Origin of the sequence: Nonomuraea sp. KM88 (assembly GCF_052245635.1) — a bacterium.
Taxonomy (GTDB): domain Bacteria; phylum Actinomycetota; class Actinomycetes; order Streptosporangiales; family Streptosporangiaceae; genus Nonomuraea.
Window position 1 is genome coordinate 202,776 of sequence record NZ_JBQQCC010000002.1, and the last position, 15,829, is coordinate 218,604.

General features: G+C 71.6%; 9 protein-coding genes. 5 read left to right on the forward strand and 4 right to left on the reverse strand.

From position 1 onward, the window contains the following. The first annotated feature begins 50 nt into the window (after window positions 1-50). On the forward strand, window positions 51-422 hold the full coding sequence (locus ACTWPV_RS06685; protein WP_443151034.1) for a VOC family protein: 372 nt from the start codon (window positions 51-53) through the stop codon (window positions 420-422). 163 nt (window positions 423-585) lie between these two features. Here ACTWPV_RS06685 and ACTWPV_RS06690 read toward each other — a convergent pair whose 3' ends face one another. Next, a complete protein-coding gene (locus tag ACTWPV_RS06690; RefSeq protein WP_443151035.1) occupies window positions 586-3,639 on the reverse strand; it encodes a glycoside hydrolase family 3 N-terminal domain-containing protein in 3,054 nt (1,017 codons plus the stop codon). A 446-nt stretch (window positions 3,640-4,085) separates the two neighbouring features. After that, a complete protein-coding gene (locus ACTWPV_RS06695) occupies window positions 4,086-6,581 on the reverse strand; it encodes a DNA gyrase/topoisomerase IV subunit A (RefSeq protein WP_443151036.1) in 2,496 nt (831 codons plus the stop codon). A 494-nt stretch (window positions 6,582-7,075) separates the two neighbouring features. Here ACTWPV_RS06695 and ACTWPV_RS06700 point away from each other — a divergent pair, with 494 nt between their 5' ends. Both ACTWPV_RS06700 and ACTWPV_RS06705 read left to right on the forward strand, forming a co-directional pair. Further along, complete coding sequence (locus ACTWPV_RS06700; protein WP_347646973.1) at window positions 7,076-7,897, forward strand: TauD/TfdA dioxygenase family protein; 822 nt, start codon at window positions 7,076-7,078, stop codon at window positions 7,895-7,897. Window positions 7,898-7,991: 94 nt separating this feature from the next. Further along, window positions 7,992-10,109, forward strand: coding sequence for a RecQ family ATP-dependent DNA helicase (locus ACTWPV_RS06705; protein WP_443151037.1), 2,118 nt, complete (start codon window positions 7,992-7,994; stop codon window positions 10,107-10,109). 142 nt (window positions 10,110-10,251) lie between these two features. On the opposite strand, the gene ACTWPV_RS06710 is transcribed toward ACTWPV_RS06705, so the two are convergent. Further along, complete coding sequence (locus tag ACTWPV_RS06710; protein ID WP_443151038.1) at window positions 10,252-10,692, reverse strand: cytidine deaminase family protein; 441 nt, start codon at window positions 10,690-10,692, stop codon at window positions 10,252-10,254. A gap of 130 nt (window positions 10,693-10,822) precedes the next feature. After that, window positions 10,823-11,716: a carbohydrate kinase family protein gene (locus ACTWPV_RS06715; RefSeq protein ID WP_443151039.1), complete on the reverse strand. Its 894-nt coding sequence runs from the start codon at window positions 11,714-11,716 to the stop codon at window positions 10,823-10,825. 169 nt (window positions 11,717-11,885) lie between these two features. Between ACTWPV_RS06715 and ACTWPV_RS06720 the strand changes: the two genes are divergently transcribed. Together ACTWPV_RS06720 and ACTWPV_RS06725 are read left to right on the forward strand one after the other, a co-directional pair. After that, the gene (locus ACTWPV_RS06720; protein ID WP_443151040.1) at window positions 11,886-14,891 is read left to right on the forward strand and encodes a bifunctional acetate--CoA ligase family protein/GNAT family N-acetyltransferase; all 3,006 of its coding nucleotides are present in this window, start codon (window positions 11,886-11,888) and stop codon (window positions 14,889-14,891) included. A 114-nt stretch (window positions 14,892-15,005) separates the two neighbouring features. Further along, window positions 15,006-15,596 carry a DUF5998 family protein gene (locus ACTWPV_RS06725; protein WP_347646969.1) on the forward strand — a complete coding sequence of 197 codons (591 nt, stop codon included), beginning with the start codon at window positions 15,006-15,008 and terminating at the stop codon, window positions 15,594-15,596. Window positions 15,597-15,829: the final 233 nt, after the last annotated feature.

The window sequence follows — 15,829 nt, forward strand, 5'->3', positions numbered from 1 at the left end:
ACATTCTTGTCTCCGATCGGCCAGGTAAAACAGGCCGGGAAGGTGAATCGATGAGCGGCATCGCGAGGTTCCGGAGCATCGTGTTGGACTGCCCCGGCCCCGAAGGACTCGCGGAGTTCTACTCGCACCTCCTCGGGTGGCCGGTCACGTCCGTCGAGGAGGACTGGGTGGTGGTCTCCGACGGCGGGTCGTCCGGACGGCTGGCCTTCCAGCTCGCCCCCGACCACCGGCCGCCGGCCTGGCCCGACCCGCAGCACCCCCAGCAGCTCCACCTCGATCTCACCGTGGACGACCTGGACGAGGCCGAGGCGCAGGCGGTCAAGATCGGGGCGCGCAAACACGAGCACCAGCCGAGCGAGGACGGCGCATTCCGGGTGTTCCTCGACCCGGCCGGGCACCCGTTCTGCCTCTGCGCCAGCTGAACGCGGGCTCCCGGTCCAGCGACCCCGGCCCGGGCCCTGGGGACTGCTCCCCGGACCGGACCGGGCCGCCGGGACCGGGTTGGGGACTGACCCCGCCCACACCGGGGCCAGTCCCCATCACCGCCGGGCGATGCGCCTGGAGACGACGTTCATGCTCACCGCGTCAGCGGATCGACCGGGCCAGCAGGTCCACCGCCTTCCTGTACGCGCCCGCCGCCAGTTCGTGGTCGGCCGCGGCGTGCAGGTCTGGCCGCTTGCCGGCGCGCTGCGCGACGTCCCTGGCGACCGAGACGAGCGTGTCCGCCGTGGCGTACGAGACGCTCCGCGAACGTTCGAGCAGCGCCGCGGCCGCTTCGAGCGCGCCCAGGACCACGCGCGTGTCACGGACGGAGCCGTCGGCGTGCCAGTGGCGGCCTGACAGGGCGGGCGCCAGCAGCAGGGCCGCCGTCTTGGACCGGCTGTCGCCGTGGGCGAGTTCGTGTCGTACACCCTTGAGCCGCTCGCGGGCGCGGTCGGTGCGCAACCCCCACCCGTACGGGAACAGCGGATCGTAGGCGGCGTCGCCCACGTTGATCGGCAGTTGCTCCACCGAGCGGAACCAGGTGAAGGGCAGCCGCCCCGTGTACGGCACCGCACCGAACAGGGTGTCGGCCACGCCGTCGCCCTCGGTCCCCGGCAGCCACGAGGCGACCACGGATTCGACGCCCGACAGGTCGCCGAGCAGCATCGGACGCCCGGAGACCACCAGGACGGCGCACTTCATCGCCCCGCACACCCGGTCGACGGCGGCCCGGTCGGAGGGGGAGAGGCCGAGCGTGCGGCCCGCGCGTCCCACGTCGCCCTGGCCCTCGGCGTACGGGGTCTCGCCCACCACCACGACGCCCACGTCGTGCCCCGCCAGGCCGGCTGAGGCGTCCCGCGAGTACGTCACGGATCCGGCACGCGACCGGACGGCCTGCAGGATCGTGGTGCCGGTGGTGATCGGACCGGACGAACCCTGCCAGCTGATCGTCCAGCCGCCCGACTGGTTGCCGATGTCGTCGGCGTTCGAGCCGGCCACGTACACCTTGACGCCGCGCCGCAGCGGCAGCAGGCCGCCCTCGTTCTTCAGCAGCACCTGCGATCTGGCCGCGGCCGTGCGGGCGACCGCGCGGTGCGCCGCCGAGCCGACGTCGCCGAGGCGGGAGCGGTCGGCGTACGGGCGTTCGAACAGCCCCAGCCGGAACTTCTGCGTCAGGATCCTGGCGACCGCGGCGTCCACTCGCGCGATCGGCACCCGACCGGCCTCGACCTCGGCCTTGAGCGCTGCGGTGAACTCGGGATAGGCGTACGGGACCATGATCATGTCGAGCCCCGCGTTGACCGACGTGCGCACGTCGCTCGGGTAGTCGCCGGGGATCTGGTCGATGGCCTGCCAGTCGCTGATCACGAAACCCTTGAACCCGAGCTCGCCCTTGAGCGTGCCGTTGATCAGCTCGTCGTGGGCGTGCATCTTGAGCGGCCCGTCGCCGAAGTCCACGCTGGAGAACGACGGCATCACGGTGGCGACGCCGCGCTTGACCGCCTCCTGGAACGGCGCCAGATGGATCGCCGCCAGTTCCTCGCGACTCGTCAGGGTGACGCCCTGGTCGATGGTGTAGTCGCCGGTGGAGGACGAGCCGTACGCGGTGCCGCCGTCGCCGGCGTAGTGCTTGGCGGTGGCCAGCACCCCGTTGTCCTGCAGCCCGTCGATGACGGTGGCCATCCGCGTCACCAGCGCGGGGTCCTCGCCGAACGACTCGTACGTCCGTCCCCACCGGTCGTCGCGCGCGACGCACAGGCACGGGGCGAAGTTCCACGGGATGCCGGTGGCCCTGACCTCCCTGGCAGTGATCTTGCTCGCCTGCTCGGCGAGGTCGGCGTCGCGGGCGGCGCCCAGGCCGATGTTGTGGGGGAAGATCGTCGCGCCGACCACGTTGTTGTGCCCGTGCACCGCGTCGACGCCGTAGATCAGCGGCACCTGCAGGCGGGTCTGCCGGGCCTGGAGCTGGAAGGCGTCGACCATGTCGGCCCACCCCTCCGGCGTGTTCCTGGCGGGCGCCGACCCGCCGCCGGACAGGAGCGAGCCGAGCCGGTACGTGGCGATGTCGCTCTGCTTGGCCAGCGCGCCGCGCTCGGCCTGCGTCATCTGGCCGACCTTCTCCTCCAGCGTCATCCTGCCCAGCAGGTCGGAGACGCGGTCCTTGACGGGTTCGCGGGCGTTCAGGTACGGCAGGTCGTGCGCGTTGATGACGATGACCGGCGGCTCGGCCGGAGGCCGCATGCCCGTGCCCGACAGCTCGATCGGGATGGTCTCCGCGACCTCGCTCTGCCGGTCCTTCCTGATCTCGACGGTGAACGTGCGCGCCGAACCGGAGGCGGTGCCCGCGGGGAACGCCAGCGTGCCCTCGGCCGGCGTGTAGTCGTCGCCGGGGGTCGCGGTGCCCGTACCTGTCCTGTAGTCCACGGCCAGGTCGGAGGGGAGCGGCTCACCGGTGGCCGTGGTGACCGTGACGCTGACCCGTACCTTGTCCTTCTCGTCCACCGGGTAGACGGGCCGGTCCGTGGACAGCCGCACCGGGCGCGGGGGAGCGGTCCCGTACACCTGCACCTCGTCCCACCGCAGGGTGCCCTGCGCGGTGGGCAGGCGCATCCCGTAACCCCACATGGCGACCAGGTCCAGCTCGCCGTCGGTCGGGGCTCCGCCGGGCTGGTAGTCGGCGCGGCGGGTGAAGCTCCCGAACGGCACCCTCACCTGCCGCCAGCCCGCCGTGTCATCGGTGAACGACGACTCGAACAGCTCGGAGTTGCCAGGACCGCCGCCGCCGTCCTTGAGCTCGAAGAAGATCTTCTGGCCCGAGCCGGTGCCGTCCACCCAGAAGGAGAACCCCTCGTACGCTGACCAGTCCTGGATGGCGGGCAGGTCGTGGGACCAGCCGCCCCACTGGCTCACGTCGTAGACCGAGGTGAGCACCCGGTTCGTGGAGGGCGCCTCCGGCAGGGTGGAGTCGGGCCCGACGGTGAGCGCCGGGGTCGAGGCCGCGTCGTTGCCCCAGGCGTACACGCCGGCGGGCACGCCGTCCGACTCGAAGTCGGTGACCGTGAGCGGTTCGGCGGCTGCCGCGGCGTGTGGGGCGACGATCAGGGAGCCGGCCAGGGCCAGGGCCGCCGCCCATAAGGGTGGTCTGGATGGGAACACGGTACCTCCAGTCGAGGGGAGAGAGCGCTCTCCCAGGCCATCGGAGGTAAGGCGCGTTTCATAACATCAGCCCGCCCGACCCGTCAGGACGCGGACGTGCCCACCGGGGCCGGGCGCTGCACGCGACCGGACCCGGCGACGCCGTCACACGCGCCGACCAGCCCCGCGCCACCGGCACGTGGGTGATCGCCGGGACCTCAACCGCCTGCTGGTTCCCCACGTCCACGCCTGCGCAGTCGCCGCGGCAGAGCCGTTCCGGCGACGCGCGGGGACCTCAGGCATGCGGTGCCGTCGGGGCGTCAAGGGGCGTTGGGTGGAGGTGTGCGGCGTGGCCGCTCCCGTCCAAGCGCGCGAGCCGGCACCTCGACGACTCCGTCGCAAGGTGCGGAGTCGCCGGTGCCGGGACACTTTCCACCGCAGGCGGAGCCGGTGAACGTGCGCCCCGGTCACTCCTCCAGTGGTGTTTCGCCGTCGGCGGAGGGCAGGGCGGCGGGATCGGCGGCGATGGCGCCGCCGATGGCGCCGATCGTGTGGGTGAGGCGGACGCCCGAGCCGTCGCGCCGGCCGAGCTCCTCCGGCAGCGGCACCGGCTTGCCCACCGTGGAGACCGCCTTGGCCGGAGCGGGGCCGGCCCAGGCCAGCAGGAGCTCGTCCTCGCCCTTCAGGAACCGCTGAGCCCGGACGCCGCCCGTGGCCCGGCCCTTCGCCGGGAACTCCGCGTAGTCGGACACCTTGCCGCCGCCCACCTGCGTGCCGGGCAGCGCCGTGGAGGAGCCGGCGATCGTGACCACGTGGCCGGGCCGCTCGGGGTCGACTGCGCCGAACCAGATCGCCCGCGCGTCACCGTCGAGGCGGATGCCCGCCACGCCCCCCGCGGGACGCCCCTGCGGGCGCACCAGCGTGGCGGAGTAGCGCAGGAGCTGGGCGTCGGAGGAGATGAACACCAGGTCGTGGCTCTCCGACACCAGCTCGACGGCGCCCACCACGCGGTCGCCCTCTTTCAGGGTGATGACCTCGAAGTCGTCGCGGTTGGCGGGGTAGTCGGGCACCACCCGTTTGACCACGCCCTGCGCCGTGCCCAGGGCCAGGCCGGGGCTGTCGGGGTCGAGGGAGCCGAGGCCGACGACCTTCTCGTCGGGCTCTAGCGAGACGTATTCGGAGACGGGATGGCCGCCCGACAACGACGGCGGGTTGGCCGAGGGCGGCAGTGTCGGCAGGTCGACGACCTGGACGCGGATCAGCCGGCCGTGCGACGTGACCACGCCCACCTCACCGCGTACGGAGGTGCGGACGACGGAGACGAGCACGTCGTGCGCGGTGCGGTCGCCCTCGCCCGCCAGCGGCGAGGCGTCGGAGGTGCGGGCCAGCAGGCCGGTCGAGGACAGCAGCGCCAGGCACGGGTCGTCGGCCACCTGGAGCGACTGGATGGGGGTGCGGGCGACGCCCGGCGCCTCCAGCAGGACGGTCCGGCGCGGCGTGCCGTAGCGCTTGGCCACGTCGGCCAGCTCGCCCGAGACCACCTGGCGGAGCTTGGCCGGGGAGGAGAGGATCTCGGTCAGCGCGGCGATCTCGTCGCTGAGGGTCTGCTTCTCGCGGTCGAGCTCCAGCTTGTCGTATCTGGTCAGCCGGCGCAGGGGTGTGTCGAGGATGTAGGCGGCCTGGACCTCGGACAGCTCGAAGACGTCCATCAGGCGGGTGCGCGCCTGGGCCGAGTCGTCGGAGGAACGGATGACCTGGATGACCTCGTCGATGTTGAGCAGCGCGATGACGAGGCCGTCGACCAGGTGCAGGCGCTCCTCGCGCTTACGGCGCCGGAACTCCGACCTGCGGCGCACGACCTCGAGCCGGTGGTCGACATAGACTTGGAGCATCTCGCGCAGCCCGAGCGTGCGGGGCTCGCCGTCGACGAGGGCGACGTTGTTGATGCCGAAGGTCTCCTCCATCGGCGTGAGCCGGTAGAGCTCCTCCAGCACGGCCTCGGGGATGAACCCGTTTTTGATCTCGATGACCAGGCGCAGGCCCTTGTGCCGGTCGGTGAGGTCTTTGAGGTCGGCGATGCCCTGCAGCTTCTTACTGGTCACCAGCTCTTTGATCTTGGTGACCACGCGTTCGGGGCCGACGTTGTAGGGGAGCTCGGTGACGATGATGCCCTTGCGGCGCGGGGTGATCTGCTCGACCGTGCACGTGGCGCGCATGCGGAACGTGCCACGCCCCGTCTCGTACGCGTCGCGCACCCCCTGCAGCCCGATGATCGAGCCGCCGGTCGGCAGGTCGGGCCCCGGCACGAACTTCATCAGCTCGTCGAGCGTCGCCTCCGGCTTCTTGATCAGGTGGCGGGCGGCGGCCACGACCTCGGTGAGGTTGTGCGGCGCCATGTTGGTGGCCATGCCGACCGCGATGCCGCTCGTGCCGTTGACCAGCAGGTTGGGGAAAGCCGACGGCATGACCGTGGGCTCGGTCTCCTGGCCGTCGTAGTTGGGCTTGAAGTCGACGGTGTCCTCGTCGAGCGACTCGACCATGAGCATCGCCGCCGGGGCCAGCCTGGCCTCGGTGTAACGCATGGCGGCGGGTGAGTCGTCGGGGGAGCCGAAGTTGCCGTGGCCGTCGACGAGCGGCAGGCGCATGGAGAACGGCTGCGCCAGCCGGACGAGCGCGTCGTAGATGGCGCTGTCGCCGTGGGGATGCAGCTTGCCCATGACGTCGCCGACGACGCGCGAGGACTTGACGTGGCCGCGCTCGGGGCGCAGGCCCATCTCGCTCATCGAGTAGAGGATGCGCCGCTGCACCGGCTTGAGGCCGTCACGGGCGTCAGGCAGGGCGCGCTGGTAGATCACCGAGTAGGCGTATTCGAGGTAGCTCGTGCGCATCTCGGAGGAGACGTCGATGTCGACGATCCGCTCCTCGAAGTCCTCAGGTGGGGGTGCAGTCGTGCGTCGGGCCATCTTGTGCTGCGCGGCTGCCTCGGTCGTCGCGCCGAGGGGAAGCGCATCCTCCTTCTGTCCTTGTGCGGTAACCGTAACCGTCAGCCCGGCAGAGCGGCGTCAGGTCGGCGGGTGGGGCGTCGACGTAAGCTCTCCCGGTCGCGGCGCGACGGCGGCCGAAGGCGCGCGCGGGCACGAGACCGGTGCGGGTGTGACGTTTTCTCCCCTGGAGATGATGGCACGAGCCAGGCGCGCTGTGACGTATCCATGGCGTTGCTCATGCCTTCGCCGGCCGCCCGCGGGGCCGCGCGGGCGAGGGCCGCTGCCGTCAAGACGCCTCCTCGGTGATGATCTGGTTGCCGGGGAGTGTGCGGTGTGCGCGTCGCCGGCGTCAAGATGATACGCGATCCCCCGCCACTTCTCGTAAACATGTTCGATGTCCTGCCATTCTTGACCAAGCAATTGCTTGGGTGTTACGTTCCGGACACGAGGGTCCCGTCGTCTCCGGAGGCGTCATGATCGAGTTCCATCCCGTGACGAAGCACATCGGCGCCGAGGTCACCGGGGTCGATCTGCGCAAGCCGCTCTCCCCGGAAGAGGTCACGACCCTGCGCGAGGGCTGGCTCAAGCATCTCGTCCTGTTCTTCCGCGACCAGAACATCGACGACGAGCAGCACCTGCAGTTCGCCCTCAACTTCGGCACGCTCAACCATCCCGCCTTCAAGAAGGACGCCGGCAGCCCCATCCACGTGCTCGACCAGACCTCGCCCAAGGGCGAAGGCGGCGACGAGTGGCACAGCGACAACACCTTCGAACCCACTCCGCCGATGGGCTCGCTGCTGCGCTGCGTCCAGTTGCCCAGCGTGGGCGGCGACACGTGCTGGGCCAACACGTACCTGGCCTACGAGACGCTCTCGCCGTCGCTGCAGCGGTTGTGCGACGAGCTGACCGCCGTGCACGACATCACGATGTCGATGAAGAAGGCCATCTCGAAGGGGCACCCGTTCGACCTGGCCGAGATCCAGGCGAAGTGGCCGCCGATCGAACGCCCGGTCGTCCGCGTGCACGCCGAGACCGGCCGCAAGGCCCTCTTCGTCAACCGCGCGTCGACGACCCGCCTGGTGGGGCTGAGCGACCGGGAGAACGAGGCGCTCCTGCCCTTCCTGATCGACCACATCCGCTCGCCCGAGTTCCAGCTCCGGCTGCGGTGGCGGCCCGGGACGCTGGCCTTCTGGGACAACCGCCCCACCCAGCACTACGCGGTCGCCGACTACACCGAACGCCGCCGGATGCACCGCGTCACCATCAACGCCTTCCCGGAGCACGCCGACGCGTAGCCCTCACGGCACCAGCCCGCGCATGCCGTAAAAGATGCTCGTTTTGCGGGCCTCGCTCACCACGGCGCCCGGGAGAGCTGGTAACAAGGGAGGCATGATTGACGCCCCCGATGTCGGGATGCTACGGGAAGAGGCCGAGACGCGGCTGCGGGCGCTGGCGGGCGAGCACGCCGTGCTCCGCGACGACCAGTGGGCCGCCATAGAGGCGCTCGTGATCGACCGCCGCAGGGTGCTCGTCGTGCAGCGCACCGGCTGGGGCAAGTCGGCCGTCTATTTCGTGGCAACCGCGCTCCTGCGCGAGCTCGGCGAGGGCCCCACCGTCATCGTCTCCCCGCTGCTGGCCCTCATGCGCAACCAGATCGCCGCCGCCGAGCGGGCCGGCATCAGGGCCGTCACGATCAACTCCGCGAACCCCGAGGCGTGGGAGGAGATCTACGGTCAGGTCGCCGACGGCATGGTCGACGTGCTGCTGGTCAGTCCCGAGCGGCTCAACAACCCCGACTTCCGCGACAACGTCCTGCCCGAGCTGGCCGAGAGCGCCGGGCTGGTCGTGGTCGACGAGGCCCACTGCATCTCCGACTGGGGCCACGACTTCAGGCCCGACTACCGCAGGCTGGCCACATTGTTCGGGGACCTGCCGCCGGGCATCCCCGTGCTCGCCACCACGGCCACCGCCAACGCCCGCGTCACCCGCGACGTGGCCGAGCAGTTGAGCCTTCCTCCCGAGCTCCGGCCCGAGGGCGGCGACGACACGCTCGTCCTGCGCGGGCCGCTCGAACGCGAGAGCCTGCACCTGAGCGTCGTCCGCCTGCCCTCCGCCGAGCAGCGGCTGGCCTGGCTGGCCCAGACGCTGCGCGAGCTGCCCGGCTCCGGCATCGTCTACACCCTCACCGTGGCTGCCGCCCACGAGATCGCCGGCTACCTGCGCGAGCAGGGGCTCGAGGTGGCTGCCTACTCCGGCCAGACCGAACCGGCCGAGCGGCTGGCGGCCGAGGAGGCGCTGCTCCGCAACCAGATCAAGGCGCTGGTGGCGACGAGCGCGCTCGGGATGGGGTTCGACAAACCCGATCTCGGGTTCGTGGTGCACGTGGGGGCTCCGCAGTCGCCCGTCGCCTACTACCAGCAGGTCGGCCGGGCCGGGCGCGGCGTCGAACGGGCCGAGGTGATCCTGCTGCCCGGCACGGAAGACCGCGACATCTGGGCCTATTTCGCCTCGCTGGCCTTCCCGCCCGAGCCCGTCGTACGCACCACGCTCCAGACCCTCGAGGAGCGTGGCGTCATGTCCACCCCCGCGCTCGAAACGGCCGTCGACCTGAGCCGGGGCCGGCTGGAGATGATGCTCAAGGTCCTCGACGTCGACGGCGCGGTCCGCCGGGTCAAGGGCGGCTGGGAGGCCACCGGGCAGCCGTGGGCCTACGACACCGAGCGGTACGCCCGCATCGCCGAGGAACGCAAGGCCGAGCAGGACGCCATGCTCAGCTACCTGACCACCTCCGAGTGCCGGGAGCGGTTCCTGCGCGGGCACCTCGACGACGAGACCGCCACGCCGTGCGGCCGCTGCGACAACTGCACCGGCACGCACCGCTCGACGGAGATCGGCGCGCAGGCCGTCGAGGGCGCCCGCGAGCGCCTGAGCAGGCCCGGTGTCGAGATCGATGCCCGCAGGCAGTGGCCCACCGGGCTGCCCGACCTGTCCGGCCGGATCAAGCCCGAACTGGGCGCCGAGCCCGGCAGGGCGCTGGGGCGGCTGACCGACATCGGGTGGGGCAACCGGCTGCGCGAGATGTTCAGCGCCGGCGACGGGCCGATGGCCGACGACATGTTCGCGGCCGTGGTGAAGGTGTTGTCCGCGTGGGACTGGCGAGAGCGCCCGGTGGCCGTGGTCAGCGTGCCGTCCGCGACGCGGCCCAAGCTGGTGCGCACGTTCGCCGAACGGCTGGCCCAGATCGGGCGGCTGTCCTACCTGGGGGAGCTGGGCTACCGCGCGGGCTCGCCCGGGCAGCAGTTCAACAGCGCCAAACGGGTGCAGGCGATCAGGGGCACGCTCGCCATGCCGAAGGACGTGGGCGCCGCGATCGCGCAGTGCGGCGGCCCGGTCCTGCTCATCGACGACCGTGTCGACACGGGGTGGACGATGACGCTGGGCGCGGCCATGGTGCGCCACGCCGGGGCGCCCGCCGTGCTCCCGCTCGCCCTGGCCACCACGTCCTGACCGGCACGTCCTGACCGGCGCGTCCTGACCGGCGCGTCCTGACCGGCGCGTCCGGTCAGGTGAGACCCATCGTGACCGGTTCGTAGTCGCCCATGGACCGGGCTGAGCGCTCGGGCCGGCGCGGCGTCAGGCAACCCTGTGATCAGCGCGTGCCAGGAGGTGCGTCCACCTCGGCGTCGAGCCGGCGGTCCGCCCAGACATAGCTGTCGGGAAGCAGATCGGCGATGGAGACCGTACGGAGTCCGTCGCGTGCGCCGACGATGACCTTGAGGGCGGGGAAGTAGTCGAGCAGGACCTGGCGGCAACGGCCGCACGGCGGCACGACGCCCCGGTCGCGGTCGCCCACCGCGACGATGATGTCCAGCTCGTAGACGCCCTGCGTGGCGGCCGCGCCGATGAGGACCAGCTCCGCGCAGGGGCCGCCGGTGAAGTGGTATGCGTTCACCGCCGTGACGATCCGGCCGTCGTGGCCGCGGGCCGCGGCCGCCATGGTGTGGTTGTCGCCCCGGCAACGGGTGGCCGCGACCTGTGCCGCGGCCCGGATCAGTTCACGGTCGACGTGGTCGAGCTCTGCGGTCGTCATCTCTGCCTTCATACGCTCGACGGGTCGAGAACGGCAGGCCGTTTCCGGTCGGCTTCGGTTGCCCCGATCCGCCGGCCCGCCCGTGTTCGTCCTGGGGCGTCCGGCGTCGCGTGAACGTGCTGGTCGGGCACTAGAACGGGGGACGCGCACCCAGGTGCATGATGGCCTTGGCCGCCAGGCGGCACCCCGACGCCAGCGCGTCCGCAGGCGGCTTGCCTTCAAGCCACGGCGGCAGGAACCCGGCGGAGAACGCGTCACCCGCACCGGTGCCGTCGACGATCTTGTCGACCGGCTCGGCGGCGACCCTGACCGGATCGGGGCGGCCGTTGGTATACCACAGCGCGCCCTCGGCGCTCATCTTGATCACGACCTGCGGGAACCACGCGGTCAGCACCTTGGCGGCGGCCTCGGGCTCGTCGCGGCCCGTCAGGACCTTGGCCTGGTCGATGTTGGCGAACAGCAGCTTGGCGCCGTTGGTCCACTCGAGGAACGGCTCGGCGCCCGTGCGCTCCAGCGGCGCGGACGAGGCGCAGTCGACCGAGATCGACATGCCGGTGCGCCTGGCCATGTCGAGCGCCGCGAGACCGGCGTCGCGCGAACCCTCGTTGATCAGCGTGTAGCCGGAGAGATGCAGGTGGGTGCCCTGGCCGAACAGATCGCGCGGCAGGTCTTCCGGCGACAGCGCCGCGTTGGCGCCAGGGTCGGACAACATGGTGCGCTCGCCCTTGTGCGTCACGAGCACCACGCAGGTGCCGGTGGGCCGCTCAGGGTCCATGACGAGCCGGGCGTCGACGCCGTAGCCCATCAGCTCCATGTCGCGGTTGCGCCCCGTGATGTCGGCGCCCCTGCGGCCGATGTAGGCCACCTCGGCGCCCTCGACGGCCAGCCACGAGGCGATGTTCGCCCCCGAGCCCCCGCCGTGCATCGTCACGATCGCCGGGGTGTCGCTCGCCCTGGCGAGCGCATAACGGGCGCGCGCGACCGCGTCGGTCATGAGATCGCCCACCACGACGACCCGCGTCATGATGTCACCACCTTGCTGCCTTCGGAACGAGCCTGGCCACGGCAAAACTAACAGCTTCCGGGCTGCTCGTGGGACGGACCCATCACACAGGGCAGCAGTCGATGCACAAGCGTTGCCCAACTGGGGCCCCGGGTCTTGGCATGTGGGACGCGGGTTTACGCTCAGGACTGTGGAGGAACAGTATCCGGCTCACTGGGAGGCGGATGTCGTCCTGGCCGACGGCGGCACCGCACACGTCCGGCCGATCAGGCCCGCCGACGCCGATCGTCTCCGTTCCTTCTACTCCCGTCTGTCCGACGAGTCGATCTATTTTCGCTTCTTCGGGCCCCGGCCGCGGCTGTCCGACAAGGAAGTCGCCCGCTTCACGAACGTCGACTACGTCACCAGGGTCGCGCTGATCGCCACCATCGGCGACGAGATGGTCGCCGTGATCCGCTACGACCGCACCGGTCCCGGCGAGGCCGAGGTCGCCTTCCTCGTCGAGGACGCGCACCAGGGCAGGGGAGTGGCCTCCGTGCTCCTGGAGCACCTGGCGGCCACGGCCCGCGAGCGCGGCATCGAGCGCTTCGTCGCCGACGTCCTGCCCGCCAACATGCGGATGACGGGCCTGCTGCGGCAGGCGGGCTACACGGCCCAGAGCCAGTTCGCCGACGGCGTCGTACGCATGACGCTCGACCTCACCCCCACCGACACCTCAGCCGAGGTGAGGGCCGCCCGCGAGCACCGCGCCGAGGCCAGGTCCATCGCCCGGCTGCTCACCCCCGGCTCCGTCGCGGTCATCGGAGCCTCGCGCGAGCCCGGAGGCGTCGGTCAGAGCGTCCTGCGCAACCTGCTGGCCGCCGGCTTCACCGGCCCCGTCTACCCCGTGCACCGCGAGGTGCGTGCCGTGCACGGCGTACGCGCCTATCCGAGCGTGACGGCGATCGACGACGAGGTCGACCTGGCCGTGGTGGCCGTGCCTGCCGAGAGCGTGCTCGACGTGGTCAAGGAGTGCGCGGAGAAGGGCGTGCACGGGCTGGTCGTGGTCTCGTCGGGGTTCGGCGAGACGGGCGCGCGGGGCCGGGCCAGGCAGGACGAGCTCGCCAGGATCGCCCGCTCCTACGGCCTGCGCGTCGTCGGCCCCAACTGCCTCGGCATCGCCAACACCGACCCGGCCGTCAAGCTCAACGCCACCCTCGCCCCCACCGTGCCCGGCCGGGGCAAGGTGGGGTTCTTCAGCCAGTCGGGCGCGCTCGGCACCGCGCTGCTCCAGCGGGTGGCGCAGCGTGGCATGGGCATCTCGTCGTTCGTCTCCGCGGGCAACCGGGCCGACGTGTCCGGCAACGACCTGCTGCAGTATTGGGAGGAAGACGACTCCACCGATGTGATCCTGCTCTACCTTGAGTCGCTCGGCAATCCGCGCAAGTTCACCCGGCTGGCCCGGCGCATCGCCCGCCGCAAACCCATCGTGGTGGTCAAGAGCGGCGGCACCCCCGCGGGGCACTCGGCGGAAGAGCTCGGGCTGCCCGACTCGGCGATCAGCTCCCTGTTCGAGCAGGCGGGCCTCATCAGGGTGGACGATCTCATCCAGCTGTTCGACGTGGGGCAGGTGCTGGCGTACCAGCCGCTGCCCGCCGGGCCCAAAGTCGCGCTCGTGACCAACTCCGACGCGCTCGGCCTGCTCGCCGCCGACGCCTGCCTCGCCGCGGGCCTCGAGCCCCGCCCGCCGGTCAACCTCGGTCCCGGCGCGGGCCCCTCGGAGTTCGGTACGGCGCTGGCCGGCGAGTTGTCCTCCACCGACGTCGACGCCGCCGTCGTGATCCACATGCCGCCCATCCCCGGCGCGTCCGACGAGGTGGCCGCCGAGCTGCTGCGCGTCTCCAAGGACGTCGCCAAGCCGGTGGTGACCACGTTCCACGGTCATCTGGGCATGCATCCGGCGCTGCGTGTCGGGACCGGCTCCGCGACGCCCGGGAGGTGCTCCATCCCCTCTTACGCGGCGCCCGAGGAGGCGGTGAGGGCGCTGGCGCACGTGGTGCGGTACGCGAGGTGGCGGGCGCATCCGGCGGTGCCGCCACCGGAACTCGACGGCATCGACACCACCCGCGCCCGATCCCTGGCCCGAACCGCCCTGGCCGCCGCCCTCGCCGGAGAGGCGACCACATCGCGAGACACGGCCCCCATCGCGGCAGCGGACGAGAGGACCACTGGTGCCTCGCGGGGAGAGGCGGTCGCCGCATCGCCCGACGGATCGCCAGGTACGGCGACCACCGGGCCGTCCGGTGGCTCGTCCGGTGAGGCCGCCGTCACGTCGTCCGGTGAGCCGCCGGGTGAGATGGCCGCCACGTCGGCCGGTGCGGCGTCCGGAGCGCCGGCCGAGACACCGGCTGGGACCTCAACGGGGACACCGGCTGGGACACAGTCCGGAATGCCAGCTGGGACACAGTCCGGAATGCCGTCCGGGACGCCGGGCGGAGGGCCGGACGCCGGGCGGCTCGGCTCGTCGGGTGTGTTCGCTGAGCCGGGGCCGCCGGTCGAGATCGACCCCACCGAACTTCTGTCCTGCTACGGCCTGACCGTGTGGCGGGCCGAGCTGGTGCGTTCCGCCGATGAGGCGGTGGCGGCGGCCGAGCAGCTGGGCTGGCCCGTGGTGGTCAAGGTCGCCGACCCGGGCGCCTCACGCAGAGCCGGGACGGTGCGCCTGGGGTTGACGGGGCCGGAGATGGTCCGCAACGCCTACACGGAGTTCGCCGTGCAACTGGGCGAAGGAGCGGAGCTCGCGGTCCAGCGGATGGCTCCGCAGCCCGCCGTGCCGACCGTCGTGGGCGTCATCGAGGACCCCGCCTTCGGGCCGGTCGTGTCATTCGGGCTGGGCGAGGTGACCGCCCGGCTGCTGCAGGACCAGGGTTTCCGCCTGGCGCCGCTGACCGGCGAGGACGCCGCCGCCCTGGTGCGCTCCGTACGCGCGGCTCCGCTCCTGTTCGGCGAGTACGGCTACCCGCCCGTGGCCGTCGGCGCCCTGGAGGATTTGCTCGTACGCGTCGGCCGCCTGGCCGGTGACCTGCCGGAGCTGGCCCGGCTGGACCTCGACCAGGTGCTCGTGGGGGAGTCGGATGTCATGATCCTCGGCGCCCGCGCCACCCTGCGCACGCCGGCGGGCCCGCGTCTGGACGGTGGCCCGCGCCGGCTCTCCTGATGCGCCTTGAGCGAATGCAGGGAACAGAGTGCTCGGTGTTACGTGTACACAGACCGTTATAGAGCGTTATATCCGGCGGGTGAGTGCACTGCCCGGTCCTGGCAGGATGGACCCATGAGGGAAACCCGAGTCTCCGCCGCGGGCCTGCGCGAAGCGATCGAGCGCAGCGGCTATTATCCCGACCTCGTCACCGACGCGGTCGAATCCGCGCTGGGCAAGGAGGTCGTGACCGCGTTCGTGGTGCACCACGAGGCGACCTTCGATCCTGCCATGGAGGTGCGCAGGCACGTCACGGTCCTGGTGCTGACGACGACGCGGCTGCTGGTCTGCCACACCGACGAGCACCCGGCGGTGGAGGGTGTCTCCGCGTCCCACGCCTCCACCACCACGGAGGCCGTGCGCCTGAGCCGCGTCCAGTCGGTCGCCGTCACCCGGGTGGTGCCCGACCCCGCCGCCTACGCGCCCGGTGTCCCGCCCACGGAAGTGACCCTCACGATCGGCTGGGGCGCCATCTCCCACGTCGATCTGGAGCCGGCCACCTGCGGCGACGAAAACTGCGAGGCCGACCACGGCTACACCGGCGCCATCACCGCCGACGACCTCTCGCTCCGGGTCAGCGAGGCGGCCGACGGGCCCGAGGCGGTCAACCACGTCCTGGCGTTCGCGAAGTCCCTCTCCGAAGCCACGGCCCACGCCACCGCCTGACCTCTCCCGGCCCCGCACCGGCCCACCCTCGACGCCGGCGCGCCCGCCCCTTTCACCCCACACCCCCGGATCCCGGCTGAACACCGCCGGAAGACGCCCACCAGGCGACACCGCCCGCCAGGGAAACCCCGGCCTGCAAAGCGAGAGACTGGAATCACCGGTAGACGGCTCGGCGTAGAACACGGCCCAGAAGACGCTCGTCACGGCGAGCACCGCGTGAGCCTTCACGACCG

What these genes read in the sequence shown, in the direction of transcription:
- ACTWPV_RS06685 (WP_443151034.1), top strand. Translation starts at nt 51, where the DNA reads ATGAGCGGCATCGCGAGGTTCCGGAGCATCGTGTTGGACTGCCCCGGC.
- ACTWPV_RS06695 (WP_443151036.1), bottom strand. Translation starts at nt 6,581, where the DNA reads ATGGCCCGACGCACGACTGCACCCCCACCTGAGGACTTCGAGGAGCGG.
- ACTWPV_RS06700 (WP_347646973.1), top strand. Translation starts at nt 7,076, where the DNA reads ATGATCGAGTTCCATCCCGTGACGAAGCACATCGGCGCCGAGGTCACC.
- ACTWPV_RS06705 (WP_443151037.1), top strand. Translation starts at nt 7,992, where the DNA reads ATGATTGACGCCCCCGATGTCGGGATGCTACGGGAAGAGGCCGAGACG.
- ACTWPV_RS06710 (WP_443151038.1), bottom strand. Translation starts at nt 10,692, where the DNA reads ATGACGACCGCAGAGCTCGACCACGTCGACCGTGAACTGATCCGGGCC.
- ACTWPV_RS06715 (WP_443151039.1), bottom strand. Translation starts at nt 11,716, where the DNA reads ATGACGCGGGTCGTCGTGGTGGGCGATCTCATGACCGACGCGGTCGCG.
- ACTWPV_RS06725 (WP_347646969.1), top strand. Translation starts at nt 15,006, where the DNA reads ATGAGGGAAACCCGAGTCTCCGCCGCGGGCCTGCGCGAAGCGATCGAG.